The organism is Thioclava sp. F36-7 (assembly GCF_002020075.1).
In the GTDB taxonomy this organism is placed as follows: Bacteria; Pseudomonadota; Alphaproteobacteria; order Rhodobacterales; family Rhodobacteraceae; genus Thioclava; species Thioclava sediminum.
This window is the reverse complement of sequence record NZ_MPZR01000005.1, coordinates 265,930-279,491: the sequence shown is the minus strand read 5'-3', so window position 1 is coordinate 279,491 and position 13,562 is coordinate 265,930. Positions and strand designations below refer to the sequence as shown.

14 protein-coding genes are annotated in these 13,562 nt (G+C 65.0%); 6 read left to right on the top strand and 8 right to left on the bottom strand.

Translation table 11 applies throughout. The features are described from left to right. The first annotated feature begins 1 nt into the window (after position 1). Both BMI89_RS11530 and BMI89_RS11525 read left to right on the top strand, forming a co-directional pair. Complete coding sequence (locus BMI89_RS11530) at positions 2–838, top strand: ABC transporter permease (RefSeq protein ID WP_078571019.1); 837 nt, start codon at positions 2–4, stop codon at positions 836–838. 6 nt (positions 839–844) lie between these two features. Beyond that, positions 845–1,495: an aspartate/glutamate racemase family protein gene (locus BMI89_RS11525; RefSeq protein ID WP_078571018.1), complete on the top strand. Its 651-nt coding sequence runs from the start codon at positions 845–847 to the stop codon at positions 1,493–1,495. Between the two features lie 49 nt (positions 1,496–1,544). Here BMI89_RS11525 and BMI89_RS11520 read toward each other — a convergent pair whose 3' ends face one another. The 4 genes from BMI89_RS11520 to BMI89_RS11505 form a co-directional block, all read right to left on the bottom strand. Further along, entirely contained in the window at positions 1,545–2,516 is a 972-nt protein-coding gene (locus BMI89_RS11520; RefSeq protein ID WP_078520769.1) for a GAF domain-containing protein, read from the bottom strand. 125 nt (positions 2,517–2,641) lie between these two features. Further along, on the bottom strand, positions 2,642–3,376 hold the full coding sequence (locus BMI89_RS11515; RefSeq protein ID WP_078520770.1) for an RlmE family RNA methyltransferase: 735 nt from the start codon (positions 3,374–3,376) through the stop codon (positions 2,642–2,644). Continuing rightward, positions 3,376–4,521, bottom strand: a complete 1,146-nt coding sequence (locus tag BMI89_RS11510; protein WP_078520771.1) for a Ppx/GppA phosphatase family protein — start codon at positions 4,519–4,521, stop codon at positions 3,376–3,378. Before BMI89_RS11510 ends, BMI89_RS11515 begins: the two co-directional genes overlap by 1 nt. Before the next feature lie 131 nt (positions 4,522–4,652). Next, positions 4,653–5,711, bottom strand: coding sequence for an ATP-binding protein (locus tag BMI89_RS11505; protein WP_078571017.1), 1,059 nt, complete (start codon positions 5,709–5,711; stop codon positions 4,653–4,655). 245 nt (positions 5,712–5,956) lie between these two features. Here BMI89_RS11505 and BMI89_RS11500 point away from each other — a divergent pair, with 245 nt between their 5' ends. Continuing rightward, positions 5,957–6,364, top strand: coding sequence for a hypothetical protein (locus BMI89_RS11500; RefSeq protein ID WP_143593891.1), 408 nt, complete (start codon positions 5,957–5,959; stop codon positions 6,362–6,364). On the opposite strand, the gene BMI89_RS11495 is transcribed toward BMI89_RS11500, so the two are convergent. The 3 genes from BMI89_RS11495 to BMI89_RS11485 are packed head-to-tail and all read right to left on the bottom strand — an operon-like array spanning position 6,361 to position 8,464. Next, positions 6,361–6,882, bottom strand: a complete 522-nt coding sequence (locus tag BMI89_RS11495; protein ID WP_078571015.1) for a gamma carbonic anhydrase family protein — start codon at positions 6,880–6,882, stop codon at positions 6,361–6,363. The genes BMI89_RS11500 and BMI89_RS11495 overlap by 4 nt on opposite strands. After that, positions 6,879–7,523 carry a guanylate kinase gene (gmk, locus tag BMI89_RS11490; RefSeq protein ID WP_078571014.1) on the bottom strand — a complete coding sequence of 215 codons (645 nt, stop codon included), beginning with the start codon at positions 7,521–7,523 and terminating at the stop codon, positions 6,879–6,881. The genes BMI89_RS11495 and gmk overlap by 4 nt, the downstream gene beginning before the upstream one ends. Before the next feature lie 5 nt (positions 7,524–7,528). After that, positions 7,529–8,464, bottom strand: coding sequence for a YicC/YloC family endoribonuclease (locus BMI89_RS11485; RefSeq protein ID WP_246832021.1), 936 nt, complete (start codon positions 8,462–8,464; stop codon positions 7,529–7,531). Between the two features lie 174 nt (positions 8,465–8,638). Here BMI89_RS11485 and BMI89_RS11480 point away from each other — a divergent pair, with 174 nt between their 5' ends. Next, positions 8,639–9,415, top strand: a complete 777-nt coding sequence (locus BMI89_RS11480) for a PAS domain-containing protein (protein ID WP_078571012.1) — start codon at positions 8,639–8,641, stop codon at positions 9,413–9,415. 104 nt (positions 9,416–9,519) lie between these two features. Here BMI89_RS11480 and BMI89_RS11475 read toward each other — a convergent pair whose 3' ends face one another. Then, positions 9,520–10,890, bottom strand: a complete 1,371-nt coding sequence (locus BMI89_RS11475; protein WP_078571011.1) for a 3-deoxy-7-phosphoheptulonate synthase class II — start codon at positions 10,888–10,890, stop codon at positions 9,520–9,522. A 222-nt stretch (positions 10,891–11,112) separates the two neighbouring features. Between BMI89_RS11475 and BMI89_RS11470 the strand changes: the two genes are divergently transcribed. Beyond that, entirely contained in the window at positions 11,113–12,141 is a 1,029-nt protein-coding gene (locus tag BMI89_RS11470) for a GlxA family transcriptional regulator (RefSeq protein WP_093477140.1), read from the top strand. A gap of 191 nt (positions 12,142–12,332) precedes the next feature. Beyond that, positions 12,333–13,517, top strand: a complete 1,185-nt coding sequence (locus BMI89_RS11465; protein WP_078520779.1) for an ABC transporter substrate-binding protein — start codon at positions 12,333–12,335, stop codon at positions 13,515–13,517. Positions 13,518–13,562 lie beyond the last annotated feature (45 nt).

Sequence of the window (13,562 nt, the reverse complement as noted above, 5' to 3'; positions counted from 1 at the left end):
CATGGAGAAACGTCCGCGCAGCTTCTATGTCCTGACCGTCATCTTCGCGCTTTTCGTGCTGTTCCTTTACGGGCCGACGATCACCATCGGCATCCTGAGCTTTCAGGGCCCCGAGGGCGGGCTGACCTTCCCGATGCGGGGCGTCTCGCTCAACTGGTTCCACGAGCTGTTCCAGCAGCAAGCGGTGGGCGATATCTGGGGCGCGTTCCGGCGGTCTTTCGTGCTCGGGTTGTTGGTCATGGTAACGACGGTCGTCGTCTCGGTCATGGCGGGCCTTGCCTTTCGCAAGAAATTCCCGGGCTCCGGCATTCTGTTCTACCTGACGATCGCCTCGCTGGTGATCCCCTCGATCCTGATCTCGCTGGGCGTGGGGCTGATTTTCAACCAGCTCGGATTGAAGGTGCATTGGGCGACCTCGGGCTTCGGCTCGCAGCTGACCTGGACGCTGCCCTTCGGTCTGCTGATCATGTTCGCCGTCTTCAACCGTTTCGACAAAAGCTTCGAGGAGGCCGCGCGCGATCAGGGCGCGAGCGCATGGCAGACGATCCGCTTCGTGGTGCTGCCGATCATCGCGCCGTCGCTAATCGGTGTGGCGCTGTTTGGCTTCACGCTGAGCTATGACGAATTCGCGCGCACGCTTCTGACGGCGGGCAGCTACAACACGCTGCCGCTCGAGATCTTCGGGATGACGACGAATGTGACGACGCCCGTGGTCTATGCCCTCGGCACGCTGACCACGGCGTTTTCGCTGCTGATCATCGGGGCGTTCCTGATCGCCGCCTGGATCATGGCGCGGCGGCGCGCCCGGCTTGGCTCGGATGCCGGAAAAGGCGTTTGATCCCAGATGCGCATTCTCTACATCAACCCGAATTCGACGGCGTCGATGACCGATCAGATCCTGGGCATCGCGCGGGCAGCACTACCTGACGCAGAGATCGTCGGCTGGACGAATGCGGAAGGGCCACCCGCCATCGAGGGGCCCGAGGATGGCGCGCATGCCGTGATCGGGCTGAAGAAACTGCTGCCGGAGGCGAAGGGGATTGGCGCCGATCTGATCGTCATCGCCTGTTTCGACGATACCGGGCTCGAGGAGTTGCGCGCCGCCGCCCATTGCCCGGTGATCGGGATCGGTCAGGCCGCCTATGTGATCGGCGCGCTGGCGTTCGGGGCGTTCTCGGTGGTGACCACGCTGCCGGTATCCGTGCCCGTCCTCGAGGAGAACATCGCGCAGTACGGGCTTGCGGGCGCGTGCATCGCCGTGCGCGCAAGTGGCGTGCCGGTGCTGGCCGTCGAAGAGGGATCCGAGCCGGTCCGTGCGCGCCTCTCCGAGGAGATCGCCGCAGCCAGGCAGGAAGGCGCGCGCGCTGTTGCGATGGGATGCGCAGGCATGTCGCATCTGCGCGCCGATCTCTTCGAGAGAACCCACGTTCCGTTGATCGACGGGGTGATCGCCTCGGCGCATCTGGCGCGGGCGATCCGGGCGACCCTCACTTGAGATCACAAGCGTCCCTGAGGCCTAGGCACCCTGCCCGTCGACCTGCCACTCAGACGCCGAGATTGAGCGCCTTGGCCTTGCGGTAGAAGGTCGCCCGGCCGATGCCGAGATCGCGCGCCGCCGCCGAAACATTGCCGCCGTTGCGGGCCAGCGCGCGGGCCATTTCGGAGCGTTGCGCCTCTTCCAGCCCGTTGCGGATGCCGTGCTCCAGCAGGTCCGACGCCGGAAGCTGGCCGATCTGCCCCGCCTCAATGCCGAGATGCCGCCGCGCGGCGCGGGTGGCGCCGACGACCAGATCGTCGCGGTCGAGCGCCAAGAGCATCACGCCCTGCGCCCCGGTCTCGCCCGAGCCGGTCGAGAGGATGCGCGCGCCGTCATAGGAGGCACGAAACAGGTCCGCCTCGATCCGGTGCGCCGCGTCCTGCACGGTCAGCGCCACGAGGCGTGCATAGCCCTCGGTCATGTCCGAGCGCGCCGAGCTGACATCGATCACCCCCGCGAGATCGCCCTGCGCGCCGAAGATGGGCGAGCCCATGCAGGTCAGCACGGTGTTGCGGGTGCGGAAATGCTGATCGCGCCAGACGGTGACGGGGCGCGCCTCGGCCACGCAGGTGCCGATGCCGTTCGTGCCCTCGACCCCTTCGGACCAGTCCGAGCCGGGTGCGAGGTTCGAGGAATGGAAGTCATCGACATCCGCGTCGCGCAGGCGCTCATCCAGCACCAGCCCGCCCGCATCCGACAGAAGCACCGTACAGCCCGCATCGCCTGCCGCCCGCGACAGCCGATCGAGCACCGGCGAGGCGATCCGCATCATCAGCCCTGCCCGCTCGCGGCGCTCGCGCATCTCGGCCTGTGTCAGGCGCTCGTTGCGCCCGCCGGTTTCGGGGTCGATGCGGTGATGGATCATCGAGCGGCGCCAGCTTGCCGCGAACCCCGCCCGCGTGGCGGATTTCGGCGAAGAGACGACCTCGCGCACGATATCGGCATGTTGGCGCGGAACGCCCGTATGCAGTGACGGCATGCGAAAGCCTCCCTCTCTTGCGCAGCCTATGAAAGCTCAAGCAGGTTAGGCCGATTCGGACCTTACACAACGTAAATTCCCGCTGAGCGGCCCGGCACCTGTCTCAGGCGTGAGACAGTCGCGGCTCAGTCCTCCTCGTGCCGCCGCCCGCGAAAACCTTGGGCGACCACGAATTTCTCCGAGCTGTCCGAGCGCGAGGCCGGTGGTTTCACATTCGCGACCTTGGTGAAGTTTTTCTTCAGGATCGTCATCAACCCCTGCTCCGCCCCGCCTGCGAGGACCTTGGCCACGAAAGTGCCGCCCTCTTCGAGCACGTCGAAGGCGAACTCCGCCGCCGCTTCGCACAGCGTGATGATGCGCAGGTGATCGGTGTTCTGGTGCCCCGAGGAGGAGGCCGCCATATCCGACATCACCACATCCGCAGACCCGCCAAGCCATTCCTTGACCTTGTCGTCGGCGCCTTCTTCGAGGAAATCGAGCACGTGGATCTCGGCCCCCGGGATCGGATCGACCTCCTGCAGATCGACGCCCAGAACGGTGCCGACCTTCTTGCCCGATTTCTCGCCCAAGGCGTTCACGCGCTTGACCGCCACCTGACACCAGCCGCCGGGCGCGCAGCCCAGATCGACCACCCGCGCGCCGGGCACGAGGAAGCGATACTTGTCATCCAGCTCGAGGATCTTGTAGGCCGCGCGTCCGCGATAGCCCTCTTTCTTGGCGCGCTGCACGTAAGGGTCGTTGAGCTGCCGCTCCAGCCAGAGGGTCGAGGACAGCCTGCGCCCCTTCGCCGTCTTCACGCGCACGCGCAGGTCGCGCTGCCCACGTCCGGAAGTGTTCTTGCCGCTGGGTGTCTTCGCCATCATTTCATCTCTTCTAACACGCCGTCTCCGGCCATTTGCGCATAGAGGAGCCCCTCGCGCAGGCCACGGTCGGCAATGGACATCTGGTCGGTGGGCCAGACCCGCATCAGGGCCTGCAGGATTGCAGCCCCCGACATAATCAAAGTGTGCCGGTCGCGCCCGATCCGCGGATCCGAGCGCCGCCCGGCGGGGCCGAGTTGCAGGAAGGAGCGGATCACCGCGTCGATCTCTCCCGAGGTCATCGTCAGCCCGTCGACCCGGTTGCGGTCGTAACGCTTCAGGTTGAGGTGGCAGGCCGCAACGGTGGTGACGGTGCCCGAGGTGCCGATGATCTGGAAACCGTCCTGCGGGCTGCCCGCCGCATAGGGCGTGAAGTCCGCGAGCTTCTCTTCGAAGAACCAGCTCATCAGGGCAAAACGCGCGGCATCGTCCTCGACATCGGCGAATTGATCCTTGAGCGTCGCGACCCCCAGCGGCACCGAAATCCAGTCCACCACCCGCGCCGCCGGGTCCGGCCCGTCGGGCTGGTTGAACCCTTGCGAGAGCCGCATGATCGCGCGGGCGCGGTCGCCGGGCGGCACGTCTTCGAGGTCGATCCAGACCAACTCGGTCGAGCCGCCGCCGATATCGACCACCAGCACCTGCTCGGAATTGGGCGACACCAGCGAGGCGCAGGAAATCACGGCCAGCCGGGCCTCTTCCTCGGGCGGGATGATCTCCAGCGGCAGGCCGGTCTCGCGGCGCACATAGCGGATGAAATCGCGTGCGTTCTTGGCGCGGCGACAGGCCTCGGTCGCCACCAGCCGCATCCGGGTGACCCCATGCGTTTCGATCTTGCGGCGGCAGATTTGCAATGCCTGAACGGTGCGCGACATCGAGCTGCGCGACAAACGGCCATAGGTTTCAAGACCTTGGCCCAGCTGGACGGCTTTTGAGAAGCTATCCACCACCTGAAACTGAGAACCCCTTGGACGGGCAATCAGCATCCGGCAACTGTTGGTGCCAAGGTCGAGAGCGGCATATAGCCCCTCGCCGGACTTGGCGGATTTGGTCGCGGGGGACTCGACCTGAGCCGGTTTCACCGCCCGCGCGGGCGATGCAGCTGTCGGGAGCGCGCCCGCCGACCGGGGACGCTTGGGCGCCATGATTACGCCCTCCGATTTGAAGTTGCTCTAAAGCTATCGGTTTGCGTCTCCCGGTTCAAGGGAGCGCGACGCGGAAGTGATAGAAGGTCAGACGTTTTCGCGGGTCGCAACCGGATCGCCCCGGCGCGCCCTCAGACCGCGGGCAGGATCACCGTGAAGCAGCTGCCCTCGCCCTTCTTGCTGTCGACGCGGAACCGGCCACGGTGGCGCGCCACGATATGCTTGACGATGGCGAGCCCTAACCCGGTGCCGCCCTTCTCGCGCGAGCGGTGGGTGTCGACGCGGTAGAAGCGCTCGGTGATGCGCGGCAGATGCTGTTCGTCGATCCCCTCGCCCCGGTCGATCACATCGACGCGATAGGCTTTGCCGCGAAGCACAGGCTCATGCGCGATCGCCGAGACGCGCAGCCGCACCTCGCCGCCCTGCCCGCCATATTTGATCGCGTTCTCAACGAGGTTCGAGAAGACCTGCGTCAGCTGATCGGGGTCGCCCTGCACCGGCAAAGCCCCGGTCTCGCCCTCGCAGATCAGCTTGACCGACGCCGCCTCTGCCACGGGTTCGAGCGTCTGCGTGATCCCCTTGAGCACCAGCGCCAGATCGACCTTGGTTGTCGGGCGCATCCGTTCTTCGCCCTCGACGCGGCTCAGCGAGAGAAGATCGCCCACCAGTCGATTCATCCGCGCCGCCTCGCGCTCCATGATCGACAGGAACCGATCCCGCGCCGCCGCATCGTCGCGTGCGCTCGAGCGCAGCGTCTCGATGAATCCCATCAGCGCGGTCAGCGGCGTGCGCAGCTCGTGGCTGACATTGGCCACGAAATCGCGCCGCATGGCTTCGGCGGATTCGAGCGCCGTGATGTCCTCGAAACTCGCCAGAACCGAATTCGTGGCAAGCGGCCCTTCCGGCGCGGGCGGCAGCGGCGAGAAATGCACAAGCGTGATCGTCTCGGCCTGACCGGTGGGATGCAGCCGCAGGCGCACCGGATCGGGCCGCGCGCCGCGAAGTGCCGCGCTCACCGCGGCCCCGAAACCGGGCTGGCGCAGCACCGTCACATAGGGCCGCCCGAGAAACTGCGTGCCGAAAAGCCGGTTGGCCGCGACATTGCCCTGAGCGATCCGCTCGTCGCGCCCGATCAGCAACACCGCGCTCGGCAGCGCGTCGAGAACCTGTCCGATCGCCCCTTGGCTCATTGCCATGCCTCCCCGCCTGCCATCGCTGTCGCGGCAAGGTTTGAGCGATGCGACGCAACCTGTAAAGCCTTGCCATGCGCAAAAAATCGAACCCCGCTTCGGTTCTGCAACTCACGCTTCGCGATTAACAATCAGTGCCTTGTGAAATAAGTGAAAAAACGCTAAACCTAGGCGTGTATTTACATGGAGCCTTTCTGGTATCCTGCCATTTACACCATCGGGGGCGATGAGGTTTGTATAACACTATGCCAAGAACCCCCGGTACCCGTCTCGCGTTACAAGCCGTTCTCTTCCAATGTGTGAAGACAGCCGAGAGCAGCAACCTGCTGCTGATCGATCCTGCGCGCGAGCTGCCGTCTTCGCTTAAAGAGATCTCCGGTCAAGCGATCCAGGTGCTTCAATACGACCAGATCACCGCGAAAAACTTGGTGAAGCTGCGCCCCGAACTGGTGCTGGCCCCGCTTTTGACCGAGAGGTTCGACATTCTCGATCTCGCCAAGCGGCTCGAGGAGTTCGGGTTCACCGGCAAGCTGCGGGCCTATTCCCGCCCGCTGCCGAATATCGCCGCCATCCGGCAGGAAGTGCGCGCCGCGCATCCCCAACTCGATTTCGACATCTTCACCCTGCCGACGGATCAGCGTCGCGACAATTAACCGATCGCTTTCAGCCCCTTGGAGAAGCGCGCCGCGTTCTCGCGGTAATGCGCGGCCGAGCCCAGAAGCGCTTTGCGCGCTCCCTCGTCAAGCTCGCGGACGACTTTGCCCGGGGCACCCATCACGAGGCTGCCATCGGGGACTTCCTTGCCCTCGGTGATCAGCGCGCCCGCGCCGATCAGGCAGCCCTTGCCGATCTTCGCGCCGTTGAGCACCGTCGCCCCCATGCCGATCAGCGAGCCGTCCCCGATAGTGCAGCCATGCAGCATCGCCTTGTGGCCGATCGTGCAATTCGCGCCGATGGTCAGCGGAAAGCCCATATCGGTGTGGCAGACGACGTTTTCCTGAATATTCGAGCCCGCGCCCACGCGGATTTCCTCGTTATCGCCGCGCAGCGTGGCGCCGAACCAGACCGAGGCTTCGGCCTCAAGGACAACCTTGCCGATCAGATTGGCGTCCGGCGCGACCCATGCGTCTTCGGCGATTTCGGGGGCGATCCCGTCCAGTTCGTAAATCATCTTGCCTCGAACTCCCTGTTCAGTTTTCGCACGAATTCATTCAGCCCGGTCTGACGGTCGCGGCGGCTGCGCTCGGCGGTCAGGATGGTGCGCAACTGCTCTTCCGCGCGGTCGAGATCGTCATTGACCAAAACATAGTCATATTCCGACCAATGGCTGATTTCGGCGAGCGATTTTTCCATCCGGCCGTTGATCACCGCATCGCTGTCCTGCGCGCGGCTGCGCAGCCGCTCTTCCAGCGCCGCAATCGAAGGCGGCAGGATGAAGATCGAGACCACGTCCTTGCCCAGCGAAGAGTTGCGGATCTGCTGCCCGCCCTGCCAGTCGACGTCGAACAGCGTATCGCGCCCCTCGCCCATCGCGGCCTCCACCGGACCTTTCGGCGTGCCGTAGAAATTGCCGAACACCTCGGCATGTTCCAGCATGTCGCCCTGATCGACCATCTTCTCGAACTCGGCGCGGGATTTGAAGAAATACTCCACCCCGTTGCTCTCGCCCGGACGCGGATCGCGGGTCGTGGCCGAGACCGAGAAGCGTAGCGTCGAGTCCCAGGTCATCAGCCGCTTGGCCAGCGTGGATTTGCCTGCGCCCGAGGGCGAAGAAAGGATAATGAGAAGGCCGCGGCGGTTGGTATCGGGCATTGGAATTACTCTACGTTCTGGATCTGCTCGCGCAGCTGGTCGATCGCGTATTTCAACGCCAGACCGATCCGCGTCAACTCCGCATCGCCCGATTTCGAACACAGCGTATTGGCCTCGCGGACGAATTCCTGCGCCAGAAATTCGAACTTGCGGCCCACGGGCCCGGTCTCGGCCAGAAGCGCACGAGCCGCCTCGACATGGACGCGGAGGCGCTCGATTTCCTCGGTGACATCGGCCTTGATCGCGAGCAAGGCCAGTTCCTGCGCGACGCGATCCGGATCGACATCGGTGGCCTCCATCACCCGCGCAAGCGCGGCCTTCAGCGTCTCTGCAGCCTTCGGGGCACGCGCGGCGGCAGCCTCTGCGGCCTCATCGGTCAGCGCGGCGATCTCGTCAATGCGCGCGGCCAGCAAAGCGCCGGTTCGGGCGCCTTCCTCGCGGCGCATCGCGACGAAACTCTCCAAAACAGGCTCGAAACTCTCCAGCAGCGCGGCCAGCAGCGCCGCGGGATCCTCGATCGTGCCGGCCGAGTGATCGACCACTCCGCGCATCGCCATCAGATCGCTCGGCTTGAGCGGCGCCAGCGCCACGCCCTTGCGCTCGGCGGCGCGCTCGACCTTGTCGACGGCGGCAAGGGCGGCATTGAGCACGTCGGGCTCGATCCGCATCGCGGCACTGCCTGCGGCCTGCGTGAGTTTGAGGTTCAGCGTGACATTCCCCCGCGCGACGCGTTCGCCGACCGCCTTGCGCAGAGCCGGCTCCAGCCCCTCGATATCGGGCAGCCGCAGCCGCAGGTCGAACCCTTTGCCGTTGACCGAGCGCAGATCCCAGCTCCAGTCATGCCCCGCGCCGCTCCCCTGTCCGGCGGCAAATCCGGTCATCGAGACGGTAGCGGCGGCGGGCGCCCCCTCCGGGCGCGGCTCTGGAGCGGGTTTAACCATTTAAGAGTTTCTTTCCCCATGTGACGAAAAAATGGCCTAACTTGGCCTTGGTAAGAGTTCAGTAACGATTTCGCCCTGACGGTCAACCGCAAGGCGGCACATGCCGCCCGATCGCCGGGCGCGAGACAGCCACCCCGCGCCCGTGCCGCGCGGGACGAAGTAAGGGTGATTGAAATGGATCGCGAGACCGACAGCAACGCCGCATCCCCCGCCTCGGCCAAAGGTCGCCGGATCGGCAACGAGCTACGCGCCTATTGGGAGGCGCTGCTGGCAGGCCGCCCGATGCCCGCGCGCGCCGATATCGATCCGCGCGGCATCGACCGTGCGCTGGAATTCGCCTTCATCCTCGAACGGGTCGCGCCGGGCATGGGGCGGTTTCGTCTCGCAGGGCAGCATATCTGCGACCTGATGGGGATGGAGGTGCGCGGGATGCCCCTGACCTCGCTTTTCGCGCCCGAAGGCCGCAAGCAGATCGCCGATCTGACCGAGGCCGTCTTCGCGCGTCCCGCCATCGCCGAGGCGCAGCTGGTCTCGGAGGCCGGGATCGGCAAGCCGGGTCTGGCCGGTCATCTTCTGATGCTGCCGCTCACGGATGATTTCGGGGCTGTGACGCGGGTGCTGGGATGTTTCGTGGCAGAGCCCCTGCGCAATACGGGCGAGGCGGAAGACATTCACGATGCAGGCCGCGCTCCGCGCCGTTTCACCGTCACGGGCGCCCGGATCAAGCCGCTGGAGATGCCGCCGCTGAGCGAGCCCCGGCCCAAACCTGCCGGACGCGATTTCCGCGCCGCGCCCCAATTCGAGCAGCCCGCACCGATGCCCGCCAGCTCGGGCTTCGCCGAGAGCCAGACGCCCTACACGCCACGCCCGAAATCCCGCGCCGAGCATCTGGCAGAGATGACGCCGGACGAGCGCCGCGCGATGTTCAGGGTAGTGCGTCAGGAGGGCTGAGACACTTAATGCATGAGCCCTGCCTCGCGACGCAAAAAAGAAGGCCCGGACACAAAGGTCCGGGCCAATCAATCCGTTGAAACCTGCCGCAGTGCGGCGCGCGCTTATTGCGACGCGGCTTTCGCGAACTTGCGGCGGTCCTGCAGTTCCTCGGCCACGAGGAAGGCCAGTTCCAGCGACTGGCTCGCATTCAGACGCGGGTCGCAGGCGGTGTGGTAGCGCGAGGACAGATCGCCATCGGTCACGGCGCGCACGCCGCCGGTGCATTCGGTCACGTCCTTGCCGGTCATCTCGAAATGCACGCCGCCCGGGATCGTCCCCTCGGCTTTGTGGATCGCGAAGAATTCCTTCACCTCGCGCAGCACGGACTCGAAGGGCCGGGTCTTGAAGCCCGAGGCCGATTTGATCGTGTTGCCGTGCATCGGGTCGCAGGACCAGACGACATTCGCGCCCTCGGCCTCGACCGTGCGGATCAGGCGCGGCAGGTGATCGCCGACATTGCCCGCGCCGAAGCGCGCGATCAGGGTCAGACGGCCCGCCTCGTTTTCCGGGTTCAGCTTCTCCATCAGCACCTTGAGGTCGTCCTCGGTGGTGGTGGGGCCGCATTTCAGGCCGATCGGGTTCTGCACGCCGCGTGCGAATTCGACATGCGCGCCGTCGGGCTGACGGGTGCGGTCGCCGATCCAGAGCATGTGGCCGGTGCCTGCGATCGGCAGGCCGGAAGTGGAATCGATGCGGCAGAGCGCCTCTTCATATTCCAGCAGCAGCGCCTCGTGCGAGGTGTAGAAATCGACCGAAGCCAGCTCATGTGCGGTTTCCGAGGTCACGCCCGCGGCCCGCATGAAGTCCATCGCCTCCGAAATCTGATCGGCGACCTGACGGTATTTCTCGGCGTCGTCGGCATCGGTGAAGCCCGCGATCCAGCTTTGGACGCGGTGGATGTCGGCGAAACCACCGGTCGAGAAGGCGCGCAGCAGGTTCAGCGACGCGGCCGCCTGCGTGTAGGCCTGCAGCATCCGGTTCGGATCGGGCAGACGCGCCTCAGAGGTGAATTCGAAGCCGTTGATGATGTCGCCGCGGTAGCTCGGCAGCTCGGTGCCGTCGATGGTCTCGGTCGGTGCCGAACGCGGCTTGGCGAACTGCCCCGCCATGCGGCCGACCTTGATGACCGGAACCTTCGCGCCCCAGGTCAGCACGACCGCCATCTGCAGCATCACCTTGAAGGTGTCGCGAATGTTATCGGCCGAGAATTCCCCGAAGGACTCGGCGCAATCGCCGCCCTGAAGCAGGAATGCCTCGCCGCGCGCGGCTTTCGCCAGCTCCGCCTTCAGCGTACGTGCCTCGCCCGCGAAGACCAGCGGCGGCATCCGCGACAGCTGTGCCTCGACAGCGTTCAGCGCCCCCTGATCGGGATAGTCGGGCATATGAACCCGCGGTTTCGCGCGCCAGTCCGATTTGCTCCAACCCTTGCCCATCTGATCCTCCAAAAGCGTGGTCGTTTCATTCGGCGCCGCTTATAGACGGCGCGGGTCGGGGAAACAAACCCGAATTTGCATTTCGACAATCCGATGGAACTCTCCGTAAGTTCCCCCTCTTGCGGCGCGCCCCAATTTCCTGTTTCGGTGATTCACCACAGATGACGGATTGAAGACATGCCTGATCCCCGCCCCACCCGTCGCCCAGCCCCTTCGCAGGGGATGATCCGGATCGCCCCGGACGCGCGCCAGCGCTCGGTCGTCTTCATGCTTCTCGACAGGTTCACGATGATGGCCTTCGCCAGCGCGATCGAACCGCTGCGCCTCGCCAACCAGGTCTCGGGCCGCACGCTGTATACGTGGAAACTGGCCTCGGAAACCGGCGAGGATGTCACCTGTTCGAACGGCACGACCTTCCGCACCGATATCGGGCTGGAAGAATTGGGCCGCGATACGATGGTGCTGGTCTGCGGCGGCATCGATGTGGCCGAGGCGGTCACCAAGCCGCTTCTGAACTGGTTGCGGCGCGAGGCACGACGCGGTGCGGTGATCGGGGGCCTGTGCACCGGCTCTTATGCACTGGCCCGCGCAGGGCTGCTCGACGGCAAACGCGCGACGATCCACTGGGAGAATGTCGACGCCTTCGCCGAGGATTTCCCCGATATCGAGCTGACCAAGGGCGTTTTCGTGATCGACGGCAACCGCGTGACGACGGCGGGCGGCACCGCCTCGATCGACCTGATGCTGCGGCTGATCGCCCGCGATCACGGCGAGGAACTGGCCAATACGGTCGCCGATCAGCTGATCCATTCCTCGATCCGCTCGGATCGCGACACGCAGCGGCTGTCGATTCCCACCCGGATCGGGGTGCGTCACCCCAAGCTCGCGCAGGTCATCGGCCGGATGGAGCGCAATATCGAGGACCCGATCAGCCCCGCGACGCTCGCCACCGAAGTGGGCATGTCCGCGCGCCAGCTGGAGCGGCTGTTCCGTCGCTACCTCAACCGCTCGCCGAAGCGCTACTACATGGAATTGCGCCTGCAAAAGGCGCGTAACCTGTTGATGCAAACGGAAATGAGCGTGATCAACGTGGCCATGGCCTGCGGCTTTGCGAGCCCGTCGCATTTCTCGAAATGCTACCGCGCGCATTACCAGACCACACCCTACCGTGAACGCGGCGCGAGCGCTGCGGGCGAAAAGGAAAGCCTCGACTCCACCGTGGATTTAGGGCCGGAAGACTCGCTCGACTGAAAATTGCGCAATCGACCCTCGCGCCTTTCACGAATTTGCACATAACCCCAAATTGCCGTTACGTCGCATTGCGCGCACCTTGACCTTCGGGTCCGTTTTTCGCGTCATCGCGCCACTCGCGGTTCTTCACATTTGACAAACCGCGCACTAACCTCGCGCAAGAACGCGAGTTCCAACACGGGAGTGAACACATGAAAAAACTGCTTCTGGCTTCGGCTGCGATCGCGCTTGGCGCGACTGGCGCATATGCCGATGACGTGAAGATGGGCGTCCTGCTGGGCTTTACCGGCCCGCTTGAATCGCTCGCCCCGCCGATGGCGCAGGGTGCCGAGATGGCGATCAAGGAAGTCTCCGATTCCGGCAAGCTGCTGGGTGGCGACACCGTGACCGCAGTCCGCGGCGACTCGACCTGCGTCGACGCAGCAGCCGCGACCGCGGCAGGCGAAACGCTGGTCACTACCGACAAGGTCGCTGGCATCATGGGCGCAATGTGCTCGGGCGCGACCACCGCTGTCCTGCAGAACGTCGCAATGCCGAACGGCGTCGTGATGATCTCGCCCTCGGCAACCTCGCCGGCACTCTCGACGCTCGAGGATGATGGCCTGTTCTTCCGCACCGCTCCGTCGGATGCGCGTCAGGGCGAAGTCATGGCCGACGAGATCCTCGAGAAGGGCATCAAGAACGTCGCCGTGACCTACACCAACAACGACTACGGCAAGGGTCTCGCCGACAGCTTCGAGAAAGCCTACAAGGCCAAGGGCGGCACCGTGACCATCTCGGCCGCGCACGAAGACGGCAAGGGCGACTACTCCGCTGAAGTCGCCTCGCTCGCCTCCGCAGGTGGCGACGCGCTCGTCATCGTCGGCTATATCGATCAGGGCGGCTCGGGCATCCTGCGCGGCGCGCTCGACACCGGCGCCTTCGAGACCTTCGTCTTCCCCGACGGCATGGTCAGCCAGACGCTCGAAGACAATTTCGGCTCGGAAATCAACGGCTCCTTCGGCCAGCTTCCCGACTCGGCAGGCGACGGCATGAAGACCTATCTCGGCATGGCCGAGAAAGCCGGCTTCGACGGCTCGTCGGCTTATTCGGGCGGTGCCTATGACGCGGCGGCTCTGATGCTGCTGGCGATGCAGGCGGCGGATTCCACCGACCCGAAAGTCTACAAGGACAAGGTCATGGAAGTCGCGAACGGCCCCGGCGAGAAGATCTATCCCGGCGAGCTGGGCAAGGCGCTCGACCTGATCAAGGAAGGCAAGCCGGTCGACTATGAAGGCGCGACCGCTGTCAACCTGATCGGCAATGGCGAAGCCGCGGGCACCTTCCGCGAAATCGCGATCAAGGACGACAAGATCGAGACGGTGAAATACCGCTAAGCGGTCATCAGAGCTGAAGCAGCCCGGAGCGATCCGGGCTGTTTT